The organism is Desulforudis sp. DRI-14 (assembly GCF_052618305.1).
The window spans coordinates 59647-79278 of sequence record NZ_JBQXEZ010000007.1; the positions used below are offsets into that span (position 1 = coordinate 59647).

At 60.9% G+C, this 19632-nt stretch carries 21 protein-coding genes; 7 read left to right on the forward strand and 14 right to left on the reverse strand.

The window, feature by feature from the left end; genetic code table 11:
• Positions 1–70: 70 nt before the first annotated feature.
• The 4 genes from spoVT to ACUM6F_RS06385 form a co-directional block, all read right to left on the reverse strand.
• Positions 71–631: a stage V sporulation protein T gene (gene spoVT, locus ACUM6F_RS06370; protein WP_425620702.1), complete on the reverse strand. Its 561-nt coding sequence runs from the start codon at positions 629–631 to the stop codon at positions 71–73.
• Positions 632–800: 169 nt separating this feature from the next.
• Entirely contained in the window at positions 801–4307 is a 3507-nt protein-coding gene (mfd, locus tag ACUM6F_RS06375; protein ID WP_445348731.1) for a transcription-repair coupling factor, read from the reverse strand.
• A gap of 197 nt (positions 4308–4504) precedes the next feature.
• The gene (pth, locus tag ACUM6F_RS06380) at positions 4505–5080 is read right to left on the reverse strand and encodes an aminoacyl-tRNA hydrolase (RefSeq protein ID WP_445348732.1); all 576 of its coding nucleotides are present in this window, start codon (positions 5078–5080) and stop codon (positions 4505–4507) included.
• Positions 5081–5082: 2 nt separating this feature from the next.
• Complete coding sequence (locus ACUM6F_RS06385) at positions 5083–5730, reverse strand: 50S ribosomal protein L25/general stress protein Ctc (protein ID WP_445348733.1); 648 nt, start codon at positions 5728–5730, stop codon at positions 5083–5085.
• Between the two features lie 109 nt (positions 5731–5839).
• Between ACUM6F_RS06385 and ACUM6F_RS06390 the strand changes: the two genes are divergently transcribed.
• Together ACUM6F_RS06390 and ACUM6F_RS06395 are read left to right on the forward strand one after the other, a co-directional pair.
• Positions 5840–6610: a PRC-barrel domain-containing protein gene (locus tag ACUM6F_RS06390; protein WP_445348734.1), complete on the forward strand. Its 771-nt coding sequence runs from the start codon at positions 5840–5842 to the stop codon at positions 6608–6610.
• A gap of 96 nt (positions 6611–6706) precedes the next feature.
• Positions 6707–6979: a DUF378 domain-containing protein gene (locus ACUM6F_RS06395; RefSeq protein WP_445348735.1), complete on the forward strand. Its 273-nt coding sequence runs from the start codon at positions 6707–6709 to the stop codon at positions 6977–6979.
• 409 nt (positions 6980–7388) lie between these two features.
• Here the strand turns inward: ACUM6F_RS06395 and ACUM6F_RS06400 are convergent, their stop codons facing one another.
• Genes ACUM6F_RS06400 through ilvA form a run of 3 tightly spaced genes read right to left on the reverse strand, consistent with a single transcriptional unit; the run spans position 7389 to position 10819 of the window.
• Positions 7389–8336 (reverse strand): ribose-phosphate diphosphokinase, encoded by a 948-nt coding sequence (locus tag ACUM6F_RS06400; protein ID WP_425622202.1) that lies wholly within the window; start codon positions 8334–8336, stop codon positions 7389–7391.
• A 5-nt stretch (positions 8337–8341) separates the two neighbouring features.
• The gene (gene glmU / locus ACUM6F_RS06405) at positions 8342–9727 is read right to left on the reverse strand and encodes a bifunctional UDP-N-acetylglucosamine diphosphorylase/glucosamine-1-phosphate N-acetyltransferase GlmU (RefSeq protein WP_425620696.1); all 1386 of its coding nucleotides are present in this window, start codon (positions 9725–9727) and stop codon (positions 8342–8344) included.
• Positions 9728–9769: 42 nt separating this feature from the next.
• On the reverse strand, positions 9770–10819 hold the full coding sequence (gene ilvA / locus ACUM6F_RS06410; protein WP_445348736.1) for a threonine ammonia-lyase: 1050 nt from the start codon (positions 10817–10819) through the stop codon (positions 9770–9772).
• 96 nt (positions 10820–10915) lie between these two features.
• Between ilvA and ACUM6F_RS06415 the strand changes: the two genes are divergently transcribed.
• Positions 10916–11809 (forward strand): selenium metabolism-associated LysR family transcriptional regulator, encoded by an 894-nt coding sequence (locus tag ACUM6F_RS06415; RefSeq protein WP_445348737.1) that lies wholly within the window; start codon positions 10916–10918, stop codon positions 11807–11809.
• 484 nt (positions 11810–12293) lie between these two features.
• Here the strand turns inward: ACUM6F_RS06415 and ACUM6F_RS06420 are convergent, their stop codons facing one another.
• Positions 12294–12500: a HesB/IscA family protein gene (locus tag ACUM6F_RS06420; RefSeq protein ID WP_425620693.1), complete on the reverse strand. Its 207-nt coding sequence runs from the start codon at positions 12498–12500 to the stop codon at positions 12294–12296.
• A 301-nt stretch (positions 12501–12801) separates the two neighbouring features.
• Here ACUM6F_RS06420 and ACUM6F_RS06425 point away from each other — a divergent pair, with 301 nt between their 5' ends.
• Positions 12802–13077 (forward strand): metal-sensitive transcriptional regulator, encoded by a 276-nt coding sequence (locus ACUM6F_RS06425; RefSeq protein ID WP_425620692.1) that lies wholly within the window; start codon positions 12802–12804, stop codon positions 13075–13077.
• 94 nt (positions 13078–13171) lie between these two features.
• Here ACUM6F_RS06425 and ACUM6F_RS06430 read toward each other — a convergent pair whose 3' ends face one another.
• The 3 genes from ACUM6F_RS06430 to ispE all read right to left on the reverse strand — a co-directional run bounded on the left by ACUM6F_RS06430 (position 13172) and on the right by ispE (position 15537).
• A complete protein-coding gene (locus ACUM6F_RS06430; RefSeq protein WP_445348738.1) occupies positions 13172–13927 on the reverse strand; it encodes an NTP transferase domain-containing protein in 756 nt (251 codons plus the stop codon).
• The gene (locus tag ACUM6F_RS06435) at positions 13924–14610 is read right to left on the reverse strand and encodes a GntR family transcriptional regulator (RefSeq protein WP_425620690.1); all 687 of its coding nucleotides are present in this window, start codon (positions 14608–14610) and stop codon (positions 13924–13926) included. Before ACUM6F_RS06435 ends, ACUM6F_RS06430 begins: the two co-directional genes overlap by 4 nt.
• A 69-nt stretch (positions 14611–14679) precedes the next feature.
• Positions 14680–15537: a 4-(cytidine 5'-diphospho)-2-C-methyl-D-erythritol kinase gene (gene ispE / locus ACUM6F_RS06440; RefSeq protein WP_425620689.1), complete on the reverse strand. Its 858-nt coding sequence runs from the start codon at positions 15535–15537 to the stop codon at positions 14680–14682.
• A 256-nt stretch (positions 15538–15793) separates the two neighbouring features.
• On the opposite strand from ispE, the gene ACUM6F_RS06445 reads away from it, so the two are divergent.
• A complete protein-coding gene (locus ACUM6F_RS06445; protein WP_425620688.1) occupies positions 15794–16501 on the forward strand; it encodes a ZIP family metal transporter in 708 nt (235 codons plus the stop codon).
• Here ACUM6F_RS06445 and ACUM6F_RS06450 read toward each other — a convergent pair.
• From ACUM6F_RS06450 to ACUM6F_RS06460, 3 genes are all read right to left on the reverse strand, one after another.
• The gene (locus ACUM6F_RS06450; protein ID WP_425620687.1) at positions 16490–16936 is read right to left on the reverse strand and encodes a DMT family transporter; all 447 of its coding nucleotides are present in this window, start codon (positions 16934–16936) and stop codon (positions 16490–16492) included. The two genes, ACUM6F_RS06445 and ACUM6F_RS06450, sit on opposite strands and share 12 nt — an antisense overlap.
• A gap of 144 nt (positions 16937–17080) precedes the next feature.
• The gene (locus ACUM6F_RS06455; RefSeq protein WP_445348739.1) at positions 17081–17752 is read right to left on the reverse strand and encodes a hypothetical protein; all 672 of its coding nucleotides are present in this window, start codon (positions 17750–17752) and stop codon (positions 17081–17083) included.
• A gap of 157 nt (positions 17753–17909) precedes the next feature.
• The gene (locus ACUM6F_RS06460) at positions 17910–18182 is read right to left on the reverse strand and encodes a YbaB/EbfC family nucleoid-associated protein (protein WP_425620685.1); all 273 of its coding nucleotides are present in this window, start codon (positions 18180–18182) and stop codon (positions 17910–17912) included.
• Positions 18183–18354: 172 nt separating this feature from the next.
• Here ACUM6F_RS06460 and ACUM6F_RS06465 point away from each other — a divergent pair, with 172 nt between their 5' ends.
• Positions 18355–19392, forward strand: coding sequence for a chymotrypsin family serine protease (locus tag ACUM6F_RS06465; protein WP_445348740.1), 1038 nt, complete (start codon positions 18355–18357; stop codon positions 19390–19392).
• A 2-nt stretch (positions 19393–19394) separates the two neighbouring features.
• A complete protein-coding gene (locus ACUM6F_RS06470; protein WP_425620683.1) occupies positions 19395–19625 on the forward strand; it encodes a hypothetical protein in 231 nt (76 codons plus the stop codon).
• Positions 19626–19632: the final 7 nt, after the last annotated feature.

Genomic DNA, 19632 nt, shown 5'->3' on the forward strand with positions numbered 1-19632 from the left:
GTTGTCGGAAATAGAAGAAGCATCGGACAAGGCCGATGCGTACATCATAAAAAAATGGCCTTTCGGCCATTTATTGTTCCATCTGTTTAGCCAGAAACCCTGCCGCCGTCTCGGCCAATTTGAGTTCCAACTGGCCCATCTTCACGTTGGGTTCCTTGGTGATCAGCATTACAGCTCCGATGGGATCGCCTTCGGAGATGATGGGGGCGATGACTTCGGCCGTATACTTGCACTCGCCGTTTTCGCCCATGAGGCATTCCCGGCACAGGGCGTCATCCCCGGGAGCGTTGATAACGATGGCCTTCCGTTCTTCCATAACCCTTTCGATGGCCGGGCTGATGGGCTTATTCAAAAATTCTTTCTTGGGGGCACCGGAAACGGCGATGATGGTATCGCGGTCCGCGATGCAGGCAATGTGGCCGGTGGCTTCGTAAAGGGAATCAGCATATTCCTTGGCAAATTCACCGAGTTCGCCGATGGGGGAATACTTCTTAAGGATGACCTCGCCATCACGATCAACGAATATTTCAAGGGGGTCGCCTTCTCTGATGCGTAGCGTACGACGGATTTCCTTAGGAATAACCACCCTTCCTAGATCATCAATACGGCGTACAATGCCAGTTGCCTTCATTGACTTCCGTCCCTCCTTTTCTACATAGGATTACGCGTTCTTCCTGTGATTAGTATACATCCGGCTATTTTTGTTTATTCATTTTTTTCCAAAGGAATAAGAGGAAAAAACTTCTGTTTGCGGCAGGCATACAGGCGCAGAAGACGGCTTTGGTCCCTGTGTCTTTTGTTTAGTTTAACGCAGTAAGAAAAGTTTCTACCTCATCGGTGCTCTCGAACGCGTCGGCCCGGCCGGTCGACCGGAGCCAGATCTCGAAGTGCCCGTTATCCTCCTTGAAACGGAGCTTGTTGGGCAGCGATTGGGCCAGCGCAATCAGCCTGTCGCCGTCGAGCCGGGCGGTGGGAGCGAAGGTGAAGCGGTAAAACAGGCCCTGGCGGGTGATGTGCTTGATCCGCAGTTGCCGGGCAGCGGCCCGGATGCGCGCCACCGCCAGCAGGTTGCGCACCGGCTGGGGATGTTCGCCGAAACGGTCGCGCAGCTCTTCGGCCAGCTCGTCGACCTCTTCTTTTTGCCTGACCGTCGCCAGGGCGTGGTAGAGACGGATCTTCTGCTCCTCATCGCCCACGTATTCGTCGGGGAGAAAAGCGGTGATCGGCAGCTCGACCAGCGCCTCCACCTCTTCCTCGCGCTTTTCGCCCTTGAGCTCGCGCACCGCCTCCTCCAGCAGGCGGCAGTACATTTCAAAGCCGACGACCGAGATGTTTCCGTGCTGTTCGGTTCCCAAAAGGCTGCCCGCCCCCCGGATCTCCAGGTCCTTTTTCGCCAGCTTGTAGCCGCTGCCGAAATCGGTAAAGTCGCGGATGGCGGCCAAGCGCTTTTCGGCGGCCTCGTTCAGGATCTTGTCCCGCCGGAAGGTCAGGTAGGCGTAGGCCAACCGGTTCGAACGCCCGACCCGCCCGCGGAGCTGGTAAAGCTGCGCCAGCCCGAACTGGTCGCTCTCCTTGACGATCAGGGTGTTGACGTTGGGAATGTCCAGCCCCGATTCGATAATCGTCGTACAAACCAGGATATCGTATTCCCCGTCGATAAAGTCCAGCATCACCTGTTCGAGCTGGTCCTCCCGCATCTGGCCATGCGCCATGGCCACCCGGGCCTCGGGCACCAGGGCCTGCACCCAGGCGGCGACGCGGTCCAGGTCGTGCACCCTGTTGTGCACGAAGTAGACCTGGCCGCCGCGGGAGAGCTCCCTGACGATGGCCTCGCGGATGATCACCGGGTCCTCCTCCAGGACGTAGGTCTGGACCGGGAAGCGGTCCTGGGGCGGCGTCTCCAGCAGGCTGGTGTCGCGGATCCCCAAGAGCGACATGTACAGCGTGCGCGGGATGGGCGTCGCCGTCAGGGTCAGGACGTCGACGTTGGGGTAACGGATTTTCAGGCGCTCCTTTTGCAGAACACCGAAGCGTTGTTCCTCGTCGACCACGATCAGGCCGAGGTTCTTAAAAACAACGTCATCCTGGACCAGCCGGTGCGTCCCGATGACGATGTCGATGCCGCCGCGGGCGAGGCCGGCCACGATCTCCCTCTGCTCCCGGGGCGACCGGAACCTGCTGAGCATCTCGATCGTTACCGGATACCCCGCAAAGCGCTCCTTGAAGGTGTTGAAATGCTGCTGGGCGAGCACCGTCGTGGGGACGAGGACGGCCGCCTGCTTGCCTCCGGCGACGGCCTTGAAGACCGCGCGCATGGCCACCTCGGTCTTGCCGTAGCCGACGTCGCCGCAGAGCAGCCGGTCCATGGGCAGGTCCTTCTCCATGTCCTTTTTGATCTGGGCGATGGCGGTGAGCTGGTCGGGCGTCTCCTGGTAGGGGAAAGCCGCCTCGAACTCCGCCTGCCACGGGGTGTCCGGCGGAAAGGCGTGGCCCTTCAGGGACTGACGCTCGGCGTACAGCTCGATCAGCTCCCGGGCCATTTCCTGCACGGCCTCGCGCACGCGCCGCTTGGTCCGCGTCCAGTCGCTGCCCCCCAGCTTGGAAAGCCGCGGCACCTCCCCTTCGGCGCCCACGTATTTCTGCAGAACTCCCAGCTGGTCGGTGGGGACGTAGAGCTTATCCTCCCCCTGGTAGGCCAGTTGGAGGTACTCCCGCTTGATGCCGCCGATCTCGAGCTGCTGGATGCCCAGGTAACGCCCGATACCGTGCGTCAGGTGCACGACGTAGTCGCCCGGGCTTAAGTCCAGCTCATCCAGGTTTTTCTTCTTAAGCTTAAAGGGCCGTTTCCGGTCGTAGAGTTTCTTGCCGTAAATCTCCTTCTCGGTCAGGACGACCAGCCCGGCCTCCGGGATCTCAAAACCCTCGTTGAGCTTCCCGGGGGCCACGGCGACGTTGCCGGGCAAGAGGGCGTCCAGGTCGGGGTTGACGAAGGCCTCCAGCCCCCCGTTGCGAAGCGTCTGCACGAGCCTCCGGGCGCGCTCCTGGGTCCCGGCCAGGAGCGCCACCGCGTAACCGCGCTTGCGCCAGAGGCGCAGGTTCTCGATCAGGTCCTCGGGCTTGCCCTGCGAGCCGGCGATCCCCTTGACGACGAACTCCCTGGCTTGCTCGGGCTCCGGGAGATGGGAGACCTGGGGAAGAAAAGAGCTGTAGATGAGGGGATAGCCGCACAGCTGCTCCCTGACCCGGCTCCAGGACAGGTAGGCTTTGAACTGCCGGGGCAGGACCTGGCCGCTTTCGAGCAGCCCCCCGTAACCCTGCACGCGCTGGCGCTCCAGGCTGGCCCCGGTGTCGGCGGTCCGTTCGGGGTCGGTAATCACGATCCTGGTCCCGGGGGGCAGATAGCTGAAGACGCTCGGCGCCTCCGGATAGAAATAATCGAGGTACTCCTCTATGCCGTAAAAATACCGCCTGGCCTCGATCAGGGCCAGCGTCTCCCCGACCGTTTCTTCCAGGCGTTCGGCGGCTTCGTCCCTACCCGCCTTTCTCAGCCTGGCGGCCTGGGCTTTCAGGTCGCCGGCCAGGGTCGCGTATCCCCTGGCCCACTCTTCTCCGGACATCGCCAGCTCGTGCACGGGCGTGATGCTTAAGGACCGGATGGGCGCCTCGGAGCGCTGGGTCTCGGGATCGAAAACGCGCAGGGAGTCGATCTCGTCACCGAAAAACTCGATGCGCACGGGGTAGTCCGCCGTCATAGGAAAGATATCGATGATCCCCCCGCGGCTGCTGAACTGTCCTTCTCCCTCCACCAGGGCCGCGTGCTCGTAGCCGAGTTCAGCCAGTTTGCCGCGCAGGGTGCCGAGGTCCCATTCCTGCCCGACGGCCAGTTGCAGGATCGCTTTCCTCAGGGCCGGGGCCGGCATCACCCTCCTGGCCAGGGCATCGACGGGAACCACGATGACGGCGCCGCGGTCGCCCCCGGCCAGAGCTTCGAGCACCCGCAGCCGGTTGGCGGTGACGTGTTTACTGTAAGCAAGAACCTTAAACGGGATAAATTCCCAGGGTGAAAAAAGGAAAACCCCTCTCCCCGGCAACAATTGTCCGAGGTCCTCGACAACCGTCAGGGCTTCTTTTTCTCCCGGCACAACCACCAGCAAAGACTCCCGGTCCTTGCTCAGAGCGGCACAGACCAGCGCGTGGTGGTTCGGCCCCAGGCCGTAGACCAGCTGCCTATCGGCGCCGGCTCGCACGGCCTCGTCGAGCTGGCGCAGGGCAGGGATCATCCCCAGGAGATCGGTTAATCCTCGCATCTACCCGCTCCCTTGTTACAGAGCAACGTTACCTTGTTAACGTTATCCATGATATATATGCAGCTTATTCACCGCAAAAGCATCATTCAGCTTTGGCTGTAAGCACTGGGCATTGAGCTATGAGCATTGTGCATTGGCGTTGGGCGCCCAGCGCTCAGTGCCAATTTAATGCACAGTGCCCAAAGCTCAGTGCCAACCTAGAGCCCAGTGCCCACTTTCCAGCGGTTAAACCGGTTCATCGCTTTCTCCAGCCCTTCCTCAACGGCCACCAGGGCCGCCCGGGCGGCCGCATCGATGACCTCCGCCAGGACAGCCTGCTCTTCTTCGGAAAACCTTCCCAAAACGTAATCAACAACATCCTCGCCCCGGCCGATGCCCACACGCAGCCGGGGAAACTCGTCGGTCCCAAGGCTTTCAATGATGGACTGCATTCCCCTGTGCCCGCCGGAACCGCCCTTAGCTTTCAGGCGCAGCCTGCCGAAGGGCAGGTCCATGTCGTCGCAGACCACCAGCATCTCGGATGGAAACAGGCGGAAACGGTCAAGCAAAGCAGCCGCAGCCCGTCCACTGAGGTTCATAAAGGTCTGCGGCTTGGCCAGCACCAGGGCGGCGTTGCCCCGCCGCGCTTCCCCGACCAGGGAAAAGCACTGCCGGGTGCCGACCCCGACAGTCAACATGCGCGCTAGTTGGTCAACCACCATAAAGCCTATGTTGTGGCGGGTGGCGGCATACGTCTCCCCGGGGTTTCCCAGTCCTATTACGGCCTTGATCATACTTATTCGGGCTTGGCTTCGGCCTCCACATTCTCAGCCGCGGTAGGAGCGGCTTCGGCAGCCGGCTCGGCCACCGCCTCGGCCTCCCGGCGCAAAGCGGTTACCGCCACAACAACGGAGCCGCCCTCGGTGAGCACTTTCACGCCTTCCGGCACGGCCAGCTCGCTCACGTGGATGTTGTCGCCGATATCCAAGCCGGAGATATCCACCTCGATGTGCTCAGGTATTTTCATCGGCAGGCACGCCACCTCTATCTGCCGGAGGTGGTACGCCAACACGCCTCCCTGTTTGACGCCGGGGGCGGCCCCGACAAAATGCAGGGGAACGTGCGTGTGCACCTCTTCCTTCAGCGATATCTGTTGCAGATCGATATGCTGGATTTGCCGCTTAAAAGGGTGGTACTGCACCTCCTTAATGATAGCATGGTACTTCTTCGGCTTGGAACCGGTTTTTACCTTCAGTTCCACCAGAGCCGCCGACCCGTGGTGTTTGACGATGTCCTCTATTTCACGGCCGTCCATCTCCACCGGAAGGTTGCCCACCGATTTCCCGTAGACAACGCCCGGGACCTTGCCCTGCTCGCGCAGGGTGTTGAGCTGGTTTTTGCCCCTCTTGTCGCGGGGCGTGACCTCCAAGTTCGCCGTAGCCATAAAACTTATCCCCTCCGTCTAAAATTATGCCCCCCGGAAAGTCATATCAAACTGGACAACGGCATAAAATCCCATAGACGGTCTCCTGGATGAGTAGGAGGGATCAATGTTGCGCAGAGCTCGTGAGCTTGTCGGTCTGCCGGTAATCAGCCTGGAGGAAGGACTGAAGCTCGGGAACGTCAAGACGCTGATCGTCAATCCGGCGGGCAAGGCTGTTGCGGCCCTTGTCGTTGAAGAAAAAGGCTTCTTCAAGGAGCAAAAATTCATTCCCTTTGCCAAGGTGCATTCGGTGGGCGCCAACGCGCTGACGGTCGCCCAGAGCGCCAGCGCGGCCAAAGCATCGAGTCTGCCCGAGCTCGTGCAGCTCTGGAAGGAAAAGACCACGGTCACCGGCGCGCGCGTGGTCACCGAAAGCGGCAGCGTCCTGGGCTGGGTCCAGGATTACTTTGTCGACACTGTGACCGGGACCATAACAGGGCTGGAGGCGGCCCCGTCCGGCATCGGCGGCGCCGTCAAGGGGCGGTCCTTTATCCCGGCGGAGGTCCTGCGCACCATCGGGAAAGAGGTCATCGTGACCACCGACGAAGCGCTCGCCCGGATGCAAAAAATAGACGGCGGCCTGGAAGCGAGGTTCCTGGACGTCCTCGACAAGACCAAGGAAGCCCTGCCCAGGCTGCCCAAGAAAGAGGCCAGAGTTGAAGACACCGAAGCGGCAAAACAGCCGGCCGTCATTGAAGAAAAGGTCAAGGCCCTGATCGACAAGACCAAGCAGAAAGTCGCGCTGCCGAAACTGCAGCGCAAGAAAGACGCAAAGGAAGATCTGCAGGCAAAGGAAGAAACGCAGGAACGAAAGCCGGAAGAAACGCCCAAAGAAGAATAGCGCGCTCAAGGTCCCGGTTGCGGCAACCGGGGCTTTCGTTTCCCGCGCATAGTCTTTAGCGAAATGCCGGATAATACACTCAAACAATACGAAAGGATGGATGATATGGCGGAAAGAGTAAGAGACCTGGCGTGGCTCAACAAACTGGCCCTCGCCCTGGTGATTATCGGCGCGCTCAACTGGCTCCTTGTCGGACTTTTCCGGTGGGACTTGGTAACCGCCATCTTCGGCGGCGAGGTCATCCGTAATTCGTCCTTGTTCTCGCGGGTCATTTACACACTGGTGGGGCTCGGCGGCATCTACCTCATCCCCTTCCTGCTGCGGACCGACGACACGCGAACCCGCATAGAAAACAGGGAACAGCAGTAAAGCAGAACCACCCTTTGATGGGGTGGTTCTCATTTTTCCAGCCATGCTCCGTCCGCTGCGGAGGGTTCAAGTGAGCCTACTCCCTCGCGCTCCAGGGGAACAATCCGCCGAAAATAATAAAGATGAACAGGACTATCACGATGTTAGGAAAAAGGAATTGCGGCTGATACTTGGGCATCAATACCCCCCCCTGTTCTAGGTTTGCTGCCATGATATGTTAATCGCAATAATTTGCCACCACACAAAAGGGGTCAGGCTTGCCGATACTTGACTGAACTTCGCAAGCACGGTCAAGCCCGACCCCTGCCTTGATGAGCGTACGGAAAAAGAACCACCCTTCTTCCAGGATAAAGGGTGGTTTCTCACCGTTTTTTGAGTTATTTGCGAAACGCTCACTGCTTGTCCAAATTCAATCAAAGAGTTTAGACACCGAAAGGTCCTCATGTACCCTGATGATCGCCTCGCCCAGCAGCGGCGCGACGGAAAGGACCTTGATCTTCGCGATGCGCCTTTCCAGAGGGATGGGGATGGTGTTGGTGACGATGACCTCCTTGATCACCGAAGCCCGGAGACGCTCGATGGCCGGCCCCGAAAGCACGGGGTGCGTGCAGGCGACGTAGACGCCCGTGGCCCCGAAATCGATCAAGGCGTCGGCGCCCTTGGTGATGGTCCCCGCCGTGTCGATGATGTCGTCGACCAGGATGGCTGTGCGCCCCTCCACCGGGCCGATGACCGTATTGATCTCGGCCACGTTGGGCTCCGGACGGCGCTTGTCGATGATGGCCAGCGGCGCGCCGATGCGTTCGGCGAGGTCCCGGGCGCGCGTCACGCCGCCGACGTCCGGAGACACGACCACCACGTTCTCCAGGTGGCAGCGTATGAGGTAATCGGCGAGGATCGGCCCGCCGGGAAGGTGGTCGACCGGGATGTCAAAGAAGCCCTGGATTTGCCCCGCGTGCAGATCCATCGTGATGACCCGCCTGGCGCCGGCCGCCGTCAGCAGGTTGGCGATCAGCTTGGCGGTGATGGGCTCGCGCGCGCGGGTCTTGCGGTCCTGGCGGGCGTACCCGTAATAGGGCATGACGGCGGTGATGCGCCTCGCCGAGGCTCTCCGCAGGGCATCGATCATAATTAGTAATTCCATAATGTTTTCGTTGACGGGCTGGCAGGTCGGCTGGACGATGAAGACGTCGGCGCCCCGGACGTTTTCTTCGATCTTCACCTGGATTTCGCCGTCCGAGAAGCGCGTCACCGATGAAATCCCCAACGGTACGCCCAGGTACTGGCAGATCTCGGAGGCCAGCGCGGGGTTGGCGTTCCCCGTGAATATCTTGAGCTTCTTGTGCCTGGCGTACATCATGATTATCCCTCCGTGGGCTTCTTCTTTTGCTTCTTTTTCTCGACCCAGTCTTCAATATTCTTTTGCCCGCTCCGCGCTATCCCCAGCGCGCCCGGAGGGACATCCTTGGTAATCGTCGAACCCGCGCCGATGTACGCCCCGCGGCCCACCTTGACCGGGGCCACGAGATTGGTGTTGCTCCCGATGAAGGCGCCGTCTTCGATCTCGGTCACCCATTTCTTTTCCCCATCGTAATTGCAGGTGATCGTGCCGGCGCCGACGTTCACCGCCCGGCCGATGACGGCGTCGCCTATATAGCTCAGGTGCGGTACTTTGCTGCCGTCCCCGATGATTGATTTTTTGATCTCCACAAAATCGCCGACTTTTACCCCCGCGCCGATCCGGCTTCCCGGCCGGACATAGGCGAAGGGGCCGACCGTGGTCCGGTCCCCGACCTCCGAATCGACGATGACCGAGTTCCATACGGTGACCCCGTCGCCGAGCACGGCGTTGACAAGCTGTGCGCAGGGCCCCAGGTTGCAGTCCCGCCCGATCACCGACCCGCCCCGGATGAAGGTCTGGGGGTGGATGACCGTGTCGGGCCCGATCCGCGCCGGGGCGTCGATATAGGTGCTGTCGGGGTCGACGATGGTCACCCCGGAACGCATCAGCCCTTCCAGGACCCGGCGCCGGATAACCTTCTCGGCGGCGGCGAGCTGGAGGCGGTCGTTGATGCCCATGATTTCTACGGGGTCGCTAGCAAGGTAGGAGGCAACCGGACGCCCGCCCGCGACGTAAACGCCGATGATATCGGTCAGGTAGTACTCGCCCTGTTGATTATTATTGCTGATCTTCCGGAGGGAATCGAAAAAACCCGCGGCGGAAAAACAGTAAACGCCCGTGTTGATTTCCCTGACGGCCAGTTCGTCCGGCGTCGCGTCTTTCTGCTCGACGATGCGGGCCACCATGCCCCCGCCGTCGCGGATGACCCGGCCGTAACCCGTCGGGTCTTCAACGATGGCCGTCAATACGGTGGCCGCAGCGCCCTTGGCCCGGTGATGGGACACCAGCCCGGCCAGGGTCCGGCCGGTGATCAGCGGGGTATCCCCGCAAACAACCAGAATATCGCCCGTAAAATCCGACAGAGCTTCCCTGGTTTGCATCACGGCGTGGGCTGTTCCGCGCTGTTCATCCTGTAGCACAACCTTCGCAGCGTCACCGACCGCGGCGCGCACGGCGTCATACCCGTATCCCGCTACGACGACCGTGGTCCCGGCGCCGGCCTCGCTGACGGCGTCCAAAACGTAATGCAGCATCGGTCGCCCGGCAATCTGGTGCAGCACCTTGGGGTGGCGCGATTTCATCCGCGTTCCCTTGCCGGCAGCCAGCACCACCGCCACTAATGACATCAGGTGACCTCCCGTAGGCTGATACTACATTTATCAGATATTCTATGAAGAATGCGTTGAATCCTGTTCAAATGTTCTGTGCCGCTCCCTGATCTCCTTCCCCCGGAGCGCAGTTTTTCTGCCCGTTGCGACACGGGCCAGTACCGGCGGGTCGATGTTTCCCCCGCTCAAAACGATGCAGGCCTTCTTCCCCGGCCCGGCGACCTTGTTTTCCAGGAAAGCCGCCAGGCCGACCGCGCCCGCCCCCTCCGCGAGGGTCTTGGTCCGCGTCAGCAAGAGAAGGATGGCCCGTCCTACGGCCTCCTCGTCGACGGCGACGACCTCGTCCACGTAACGCCTGATGAACTGGAAAGGCAGGTCGCCGGGCCTGTCGACGGCGATGCCGTCGGCGATCGTAACCTTTACGGGCACTTCCACGGGCACGCCCCGCTCGACGGACAGCAACAGGGAGGGAGCGTGCGTCGCGATAACCCCGACGACTTTGACCGACGGCTTGAGTTCCTTAACGACGTAGGAGATGCCGGCGATCAGCCCTCCCCCGCCCACCGGCACGACGACGGTATCAACGTCGGGCAGGACCTCCAGGATCTCCAGGCCGACCGTCCCCTGGCCGGCGATAATGCGGGGGTCGTCAAAGGCGTGGATGAATACGGCCCCCTTTTCCGCACAGACGCGCCGGGCGACCTGGTAGGCCTCGTGGTAATTGTTCCCCGACAGGATCACCCTGGCCCCGTACCCGAGAGTGGCCTTGATCTTGCTGCGCGGAGCGTTCTTCGGCATGACGACCGTGGCCGGTTTGCCGCAGAGGGAGGCCGCCAGGGCCACTCCCTGGGCGTGGTTTCCGGCCGAGGCGGCGACCACGCTCCGCCCTTCGGCAACGTCCCCGCAAAGCTTGTGGTAGGCTCCGCGGATCTTGAACGAGCCGGTGCGCTGCAGGTTCTCGAACTTGAAATAGACGTCCCTGCCCAGCAGGGCGCTGATGCTGCGGGAACAACGCAAGGGCGTGGCGTGGATTACCCCTGCCAGGTGGGTGCGCGCCGCGAAGACGTCGGAAAGGCCGAAGGTTGTGACACCGTCCGTATAGCGCTTCATTTTCTTATTTTTTCTAATAAATTGACAGAAGATTTATTGCCTCAATAACAAATAGTAATATAATTAAAACAAAAAGAGTAAAAGGGTTGGATAGGTTTGAACCTCAACTACCTGGAGACCTTTATCACGGTGGCCAACCAGAAAAGTTTCTCCCGCGCCGCCAAAGTTCTGAACCTCACACAACCCGCCGTAAGCAAACACATCGCACTCCTCGAGTCATTCTACGGAACGCGCCTTGTCAACCGCACCAGCAGACGGGTGAACCTTACCGACGCCGGGAACATCCTCTACAGCTACGCCAACGAAGTGATCAATACGCTGGCCCGCGCCGCGGAGGAAATCGGCTCTTTGGCCGACACGGTACGCGGCAGGCTCGTCGTGGGCGCCAGCACCATACCGGGTCATTACGTTCTCCCCGCCGTGATGGGCGAATACCGGAAACGTTATCCGGAGGTCACCATTTCCCTGGAGATTTCCAACACGGGGACCGTCGTCAACCGCCTGCTGGGCGAGGTCATCCACATCGGGGTGATCGGCGCGCCGGTAGCCGACGAACGGGTAGCCTGCGATCCCTTCGCGGTAGACGAGCTCGTCCTTATTGTTCCCCAAAACCATCCTTTCGCCGCCATGGAGTACGTAACCGGCTCCCAGCTGCTGGACCAGAAGGTGGTCTGGCGCGAAGCGGAGTCGGGCACCAGGCGGACCGTGGAACAGCTGCTCGCCGCGGCAGGCATCCCGCCGGAGCGTTTCGTCACCACCGGCGAGTTCGGGAGCACCGAATCGGTGATCGCCGCGGTGGAGGCCGGGCTTGGCATCTCCTTCGTCTCCCGCTGGGCCGCGGAGAAGGCGCAGCACGGGGGAAGGCTCGCCATCGTGCCTATCAAGGACACCCCGTTAAAGCGCAACCTCTACGCCGTCTACCTGAAGGACCACTTCCTCCTGCCCCCGGTCCGGGCCTTCCTGAACCTGCTCAAGGAATGCAGCCTGTAGCAGTAAACCAGGAACCCAGCCGACAAGAGGCTGGGCTCCTTTTTAAATCATAGGGCCTACCAGGCCAACGACGGGTAAAGGGGGGAGCCTTCGGCTCCCCCCTGAGCCCCTTTCTTACACAGTAAAACACTTATTCAAGACTCTCCAGACTAGGGCTTTGTGCGCTTCCTTTCTTGACTGCAACCTCGTAGAAAACCGACGGAGCGCCACACCCTCCGGGAGCTTCAAGACCTTTTTCCATAGGTCTAGTTACATAGCCTGAACGAGCCGGAGCGTTCAATTTTAACATAGTACTGTAGGACCTTTCCATCAAAGGACGGATCAAAATAGTATCGATATACCCGAGTTCGCGCAGACAAGGCCGAGGGCAAGCGCACGGCCGAAAGACGCAAGCCGGATACTCATTTGCCGGTGGTCGGCCATACCGGAACAGAGAAAGGAACCCCGCAGGGTTCCTTTCCGTGTTCTGTGCTTACATTGGGCTTTAGCCGCAGGTGCCCTTATCGCCGCAGCCGGCGCACCCGCCGGTGTCGTTCGGGTTCTTGATGGTAAAACCGGCGCCGCGCCACGATGTAACGTAATCGACCACGCACCCTCTGAGGGCCTTGGCCGCCTCGCTGTCGACCACGAACTTCAGGTCGTTGATTTCCACCAGCGTGTCGTTAGGATTTACTGACTCGTCCAGAGCCATCCCAAAACTGGGCCCGCCTCACCCGATGCCGCCGATATAGACACGGATCATGGCCTCCGGCTTGTTGTGGGTCGCCAGGACCTCTTTCAGCTTTCCTTGGGCGGCTTCAGTCACTTCTATCACGTGTTTTTCACCTCGATGTCACTAGTTTTTGCAGATCGATACTCCTAGGGGTATTTTATTGCGGGCCCGACCCAATGTCAATACGTCATTGCTGACTTCTTGACGATCGAATCGTTCTAGGCTATGCTAACCTTAGTATACCCTCAGGGGTATTAATAGCCAACCGGGAGGAATCGCGGTGCCAAACCTGGATCCTGATTCGGCCACCAAAATCATCAACCGCTTAAAAAGGATTGAAGGCCAAGCCCGGGGCATCCAGCGCATGATCGCCGAAGGGCAGGACTGCAAGCTCGTCGTCGGCCAGCTTAACGCCCTTCGGGCCGCCGTGCAAAACGCCACCAAAACGCTGATCGGCGAGTATCTCGAATGCTGCGTTAAGGCCGAACTGGCGCGCGGCGGGGATTGCCGGGAGGCGATTAAGAAAACCATGGACCTCCTGCTCGGCAGCAAGTAAGTAGTCGGCAGTCAGTGGCCGGTAGTCGATAGTCGGTCGTTAGTAGCCGGATTATTTATTGGGATTCGCGGTACGCGAATCCCTTCGAGTCTGACTACTGACTACCTTCCAGTACCTTTTTGGCCAGCTCGTAGTCGCTTAGCTTGTCAACGTCTACTGCCACCTCGGGGTAGGGAGTTTCGATGACCCGCCCGCTGATGCCGATAAGCTGGGTCACCTTGCGCTCGGCGGATGCCAGGGACAGCGTTCCGAGGGCATACCGCAGGAGAAAGCCCGCACCGATCATTCTAGCCAATTTGAGCGGTTTTTTACGGTTGGCCGCAAACTGCTCGCCGACCTTCCTGCACTTATCAAAGACCGCCGGGCGGAGGAGGACGATGTTGCCGCCCGTGAAACGCCCCTCGCGCAAGCGGACGTAGGTCCGCCGGGCCTCCGGGAATCTCTGCGCCACCACCCTTTCCGACACGACCGTGTAATAAAAATCGGCCTCGCGGTTGCCGCAGCGCGCGATGAAGTCGCTGACAGCCTCGGGGGACAGCAGGGGGATATCGGCCGTCGCCACCAGGACATGGTCGACCCCGCGCTCGGCCGCAAGCCCCCTTCCCGCGTTTTCCATCAGGCTGTCACCGGATTCGACCACCCGGATCCTGCTGTCCGTAAAGACGCTCCTTACAGGCTCCGGGCCGACCACGGTGATGCGCGAGATCTGACCGGAATCCAGGATGGCCCGGACCACGTGGGCGACCATCGGCTCCCCGGCCACGGGCAGCAAGGCTTCCCAGCGCTCGTCGCCGGCCTCGCAGAGCGAGCCCCTGGTGGGAGCCCCGGCCAGAAGCACGCAGGGAATCATTTGTTGAACTCCTCCACGGCCACCAGCAGGCTGTTCTCGGCGCTTTCGATGTGCTCCCGCGCCAGTTGCTGGGCCAGCTCGATGTTGCGCTCGCTGATAGCCTCCACGATCTTGCGGTGCTCCACCAGCGCCTCCTTGGTCCGGCCCGGCCGGGACAGGGTAGTGAGGCGGAAGCGCTGAATTTGCTCCTGCAGATTGGTGACGATCTGGATCAGCCGCTGGTTCCTGCTGGCCCTGTAAATGACGTCGTGAAACTTGGTGTCTTCCTCGACGATGGCCTGGATATTCTGCGAGCTGGTGGTCTCCGCGTACCGGACCACCAGGCGCTCGAGCTCCTCGATTTCCTCCTCGGTGATCCGTTCGGCCGCCAGGCCGGCGGCCAGGGCTTCCAAGGCCGAGCGTACCTCGAAGACGTCAGTTATATCCTTGTCGGTTATCCCGGCCACGTATGCGCCCTTGCGCGGGACCATCACGACGAAGCCCTCCAGCTCCAGTTTGCGGATGGCCTCCCGGACGGGCGTCCGGCTGACTCCGAGTTCCTCGGCGAGCTGGAGTTCCATCAGGCGCTCACCCGGCCGCAGGCGGCCCGTGATGATGGCTTCCCGCAGGGATTCGAAAACCACCTCGCGCAAAGGCTTGTAGCTGTCGAGCTTTACGGGGAGAAGCCGTCTCTGTTCTTCCATCTGGTTTGCCCCTCACGGATTTTACGTTCTATTTTACGCCCTTGGAGCGCTTGAAGCAACAAATTTCGGCTATAAGGTCTGTGTAGCGATCACCGTAAGGTCTCCCTCAAACCGGGTGGCGGCCTTGCGGGCATCCTCGGCCGAACGGTAGAGGCCGAACACTGTGGGCCCGCTGCCGGCCATCAGGGCCCCGAGGGCCCCTGTAGCCAGGATGCGCCGCTTTATAGCGGCCAGCTCGGGATAACGGGTCAGCGTCACCTGCTCCAAGTCGTTTCCCAGGCAGGCGGCCACCCTCTCCAGGCTGCCGCTCTCCACCGCCTCGACCATCCTCCTCGCATCCGAAAGCCGCTCGCGGGGGCCGCTGTCGTAAGCGGCGTATACTTGGGTCGTACTCACCCCGAACGGCGGCTTGACAAGGAGCACCCCGGCCGCCGGCAGGGCCGCAAGCTCAGTCAGAACGTCCCCTTTGCCCTCGGCGAACGCCGTCCTGCCGGCGAGGCAGAACGGGACGTCGGCCCCGAGTCCGGAGGCCAGGCCCAGCAGTTGCCCCATCTCAAGGCCCAGCCGCCAGAGCCTGTTTAAACCCGCCAAGGTCGCCGCCGCGTCGGCCGAGCCCCCGCCCAGCCCCGCGCTGACGGGAATGCGCTTTTCCAGAAGTATACGGGCGCCCAGGCGGCAACCCGTGGTACGGGCCAGCAGGCGCGCGGCCTTGACGACCAGGTTGTCCTCCCCTGCCGGTACCTCCGCGCCGTCCGCGACCAGGACGATCTCTTCATCTAACGGCGCAAACTCAAGAATATCGTGCAGTGCCAGACGCTGCATGACCGTTTCCAGGCGGTGGTACCCGTCCGGCAGCACGCCCACGACGTCCAGGCTCAAATTAATCTTGGCGTGTGCCTCGACACGCACCGTTTGGTATTCGACCATACGTTACCTCGTAAAGCATCGTTTAGCATTAGGTCTAAAGTCCAACATCCGGATCTGACACCAATACCTAACACCCAATTTGGCCTCTGGCATAAATTCTCCTTCCCGCCAGTAGAAATTCTAGGAAGCCTGTTTAGTAGTCGGTAGTCGGTATTCAGTAGTCGGTAGTTGAACCACAGGATTTAGGAAGGTATCAGGCTGAATCCGTAAAGATTCAGCTTGACTTACGACGTATGACCATATTTGGAGGAACGTGATGTTCGAGCTTTGGAGCAGCCTGCTGGCCGGGCTGGGGACCCTCTTCGGCGCCGCCGCCGTGCTCGCCGCCCGTCCCCGGCATCAGACGCTGGCTTTTTTCATGGGTTTGGCCTCGGCCGTAATGGTCGCCGTCGTCTGCGCCGACCTGGTACCCACGGCCATGCTCTTCGGCGGCCTCAACCTGACCGTCGGCGGAGTCCTGGCCGGCATTATCGTTGTGGCTGTTATGGACCTGCGGCTGGGGGCCGTCCTCGGCGCGTCCCGCAGCGGCTACCTCAAGGCCGGGGTTCTCGTGACCCTCGGCATTGCCCTGCACGACTTTCCCGAAGGCTTGGCCATTGCCGCCGGTTTTGCCGCCAAGCACAACCTCGGCCTTTTAATGGCTGTCGCCATCGGCATGCACAACGTCCCCGAGGGGATGGCCACCGCCGCCCCCTTACGGGCGGCCGGAGTGTCACCCGTAAGGATCCTGCTCGTCAACGCCGCTCTCAGCCTGGTTACCCCCCTGGGCACGCTCGCCGGCATTTTAATCACCAAAACGACCGTCCACTCCATCTCCGTCCTCTCCGCGGCAGCGGCCGGTGCTATGCTGTACATCGTGGTCTTCGAGCTCCTGCCGCGCTCGCTGTCCGAGGGCGCCTCAAGCGCGCTGCGGGGGATGGCCGCCGGTTTGCTGCTCTTCGGTGTGCTCTGCCTATTTCTTTAACAGCAGGAAGGCCCCGCCGGCCATCAGCAGCGCCCCGGCCACCCGGCACCAGCTGAAGGGTATCTTCTGCAGGCCGAACCAGCCCATGTGGTCGATGACCGCCGCCGTCAGCACCTGGCCGATGATGATGGCGGTGGTGGCCGGGGCCACGCCGACCTTAGGCATCGCTCGCATCACACCGTAAACGATGGCCACGCCCAGGACCCCGCCGAGGTAACTGTACCATGGGGCCTGGGAGAGTTTGGCCGTAAACCCCCATCCGGCCCCGAAAAGAAAAAGCAGGGCCGTCACCAGGGCCAGCCCGACAATGTGGACTACGAAAGTCGCTTGCAAAAGGCCGATAATCAAGCTCAGTCCCGAGTTGATGGCCCCTTGAAAGGCCATCGTCACCCCGGACAAGCCCGCGATCAGCAACGCCAGAAGTTGTGCGCTCACCGGAAACCTCCTTTCCCCGCTAGTATCTGCCCGGCGAGCACACCATATCCCAGCCCGGCGCTCAACTGAATGAGTGAAGACCAATCACAACAAAACCCCGTTAAACCAGAGCGAAAGCCTGGTATTGGTAACCAAACCGTATGTTCAGTTGAGTGCCGGGTTCACTTGAGTGCTGGGGCGCCCGAAATTCCACTGCAGCACTTCCGGTTTCGGTTTAGGCCTCTTTTTCTTCTCCGGCGGGTCCCCGGTTAAACCCGCCGCCTTTTCCTCTTTTTCGTCCTGCGGCTGGGCGGGGGCCTTGACCGGGGGAGCCTGCGGGGGAAAGGCTTGCATCAGCGTCGAAAAGGCCGACATCAAACCCGGCAGGTCGATCCCTTCCCGGCCGGGGGAGTCATCCTGCCCGTCCTCGGCGGGATTTTCCACGCCTTCTTCCGCCTGGTCCCCCGCTTTGGCCGCCGGACTCGGCGGCCTGGGCGAAGTCTGGAGCAGCGTCAGCAAGGCGGGCAGCAGGGCCTGCAGGTTGGCCCCCTGCCGGTTGGGCGGCCCGGCAGGCTGCTGGCCCGCCCCCGCGCTTTCGGTCTCTTTGCCCATGCCGCTCAGCAACTGCCCCAGGGCGGCCAGCGGGTCGCGCAGCGGGACCGCGTCCGCCCGGCCCTTCGGCGCGGCAATGCGACGCTCCAGGATCTCCAGAATCAGAGAGGTGTTGTACACGCTCATGAAAAGGAGCATATCGTCTTGGCTCAAACCGTGAAACTGCAGCAGGTCCAGCAGCATTCCCAGCGCGCCGCGCCGGGGCTTTCCTTCTTGAGTCCCCAAAAATCCCCCTCCTCCTTCCTTACCGGTAGTCGGTAGTAGTAGTCGGTAGCGGCGGTCGGACGGCCAAATCCGAACCGCGCTGTTCATGGGCGGACAAACCAAATTGCTTTTAGAAACGTATCGCTTACTGCCTGTGTTCGTGGGGTTAAAGTGAGAATTAAAAAGGAAGCTTGAATCCCAGTTGCCTTTCCAGTTGGGCCTTGGCCTTCACCCTCGCATCGACGATCACTCGGTCGAAGCACTCGGCCAGCGCGTCCTCCAGCGCCGCCGGGTCCTTGCCGGCGTCTTCGGCCAGCTTGACCTGCAGGACTTTCTGCTGGCCGTCCATGGTCACCCTTACCAGGTCGTTTGACGCCTCCACAACAATGGAGGCCAGGGCCTCGCGGATTCCCGGCCAAATGCCCAAAAGGCCTCCCAGATTGCCAAACACCTGAGCAAAACCCCCTCTGTCAGGGCGTTTTTCGCCTATCCCCGAACGCCCGGCATCCTCACAGGTTTACGTCCTCTCACAACGTCAGTATATTCTTTTCCCCCCTGATACCGTGTCGTCACCAATCCCCGTCCTGTGACATAACTTGTTTGTAAAAAAAGGAAGATTGCGGGTGACAGTCTTGCAACACTACCGTGAGGCACTGGATAAACACCGTTGGCAGTTAATGCTTCTGCCCAACGTCGTCGGCGTCGGCGTCGGCTTCAAAAGGATCAACGGCGAAGACACCGGCCAGGAAGCCCTGGTCGTCTTTGTCAGCGAGAAGGTGCCCGAAGAAACGCTCCCCCGGGCGTACCGCATCCCCAGGCGCATTGAAGGGCTCCCGACTGACGTCGTCAGCGTCGGCGAGATACGCCTGCTCGGCAAGCGGGTCGCGCGCAAAAGACCCGCTTCCCCCGGCGTAAGCATCGGGCATTATCGAATCAGCGCCGGGACATTCGGCGCCGTGGTCTACGACAGCCGCTCCGGCGAACCGCTGATCCTCTCCAACAACCACATCCTGGCCAACAACTCAAACGGCAAAGACCATCGCGCCCGGTGCGGCGATCCTATCCTGCAGCCGGGGCCCTACGACGGCGGCACGAAGGAAAACGACGCCATCGGGTCACTGTACCGCTTCGCGCCTTTGCATTACAGCGTCAAAAGAGAGCCCGGCGCCGCGGCCGCACGCTACGAGCCCCTTTTGGACCGCCTGGCGGGCGCTGCTTACCGTCCCCCGTTCAGGTGGAAGTACCAGCGGTATGTTTTCAGCAGGCGCAACTTCATCGACGCCGCGCTGGCCAGGCCGGTCGACCTGGAGGCGATCAGCCCCGAAATCCTGGATGTCGGGATATGCACGTCAACCGGCTCCCCCGCCGTCGGGATGCTGGTCAAAAAAAGCGGGCGGACGACGGGATTGACCCACGGCGAGGTCCGGTACCTGCACAGCACCATCTTCGTGCAGATATCCAAGAAGGCCGGCGCCGTTTTCGAAGACCAGATCATCTGCAGTTCCATGAGTTCCGCGGGAGACAGCGGTTCCCTGGTCGTCGACGAGGATAACAGGGCTATCGGTCTTTTGTTTGCCGGGTCTGCGGAGGTGACCGCCGCCAACAGCATTAATTACGTGACCAGGTTGCTGGGCGTACAGTTTGCAAAACAGGAGGGATAACGTTGACAGAAGGAAACGGGAAACGGCAAAGGCTCTTCAGCGGCGGCAATCTGCTGTTTATCCTGTTGGTCATCCTGCTGGCGAGCCGCGATCAGGCCTTTGAAACAAAACTCGAAACGATCGCCCAGATTTCGCTGACCACCAAAGACACCATCTGTAAAATCCGCGACAACGTCAACAGTATCCAGGACCTGATGACCGCGGCAAGCGCCTTGCAAGGGAAGCGCCGCTAAAGACTAA

Bases quoted from the DNA above. Each gene is read 5' to 3' on its own strand.
- ispE (WP_425620689.1), bottom strand. From the start codon at position 15,537: ATGGTCGAATACCAAACGGTGCGTGTCGAGGCACACGCCAAGATTAAT.
- ACUM6F_RS06395 (WP_445348735.1), top strand. From the start codon at position 6,707: ATGGATGATATGGCGGAAAGAGTAAGAGACCTGGCGTGGCTCAACAAA.
- glmU (WP_425620696.1), bottom strand. From the start codon at position 9,727: ATGTCATTAGTGGCGGTGGTGCTGGCTGCCGGCAAGGGAACGCGGATG.
- ACUM6F_RS06420 (WP_425620693.1), bottom strand. From the start codon at position 12,500: ATGGCTCTGGACGAGTCAGTAAATCCTAACGACACGCTGGTGGAAATC.
- ACUM6F_RS06400 (WP_425622202.1), bottom strand. From the start codon at position 8,336: ATGTACGCCAGGCACAAGAAGCTCAAGATATTCACGGGGAACGCCAAC.
- pth (WP_445348732.1), bottom strand. From the start codon at position 5,080: ATGATCAAGGCCGTAATAGGACTGGGAAACCCCGGGGAGACGTATGCC.
- spoVT (WP_425620702.1), bottom strand. From the start codon at position 631: ATGAAGGCAACTGGCATTGTACGCCGTATTGATGATCTAGGAAGGGTG.
- ACUM6F_RS06430 (WP_445348738.1), bottom strand. From the start codon at position 13,927: ATGATTCCCTGCGTGCTTCTGGCCGGGGCTCCCACCAGGGGCTCGCTC.
- ACUM6F_RS06385 (WP_445348733.1), bottom strand. From the start codon at position 5,730: ATGGCTACGGCGAACTTGGAGGTCACGCCCCGCGACAAGAGGGGCAAA.
- mfd (WP_445348731.1), bottom strand. From the start codon at position 4,307: ATGCGAGGATTAACCGATCTCCTGGGGATGATCCCTGCCCTGCGCCAG.
- ilvA (WP_445348736.1), bottom strand. From the start codon at position 10,819: ATGAAGCGCTATACGGACGGTGTCACAACCTTCGGCCTTTCCGACGTC.
- ACUM6F_RS06435 (WP_425620690.1), bottom strand. From the start codon at position 14,610: ATGGAAGAACAGAGACGGCTTCTCCCCGTAAAGCTCGACAGCTACAAG.
- ACUM6F_RS06445 (WP_425620688.1), top strand. From the start codon at position 15,794: ATGTTCGAGCTTTGGAGCAGCCTGCTGGCCGGGCTGGGGACCCTCTTC.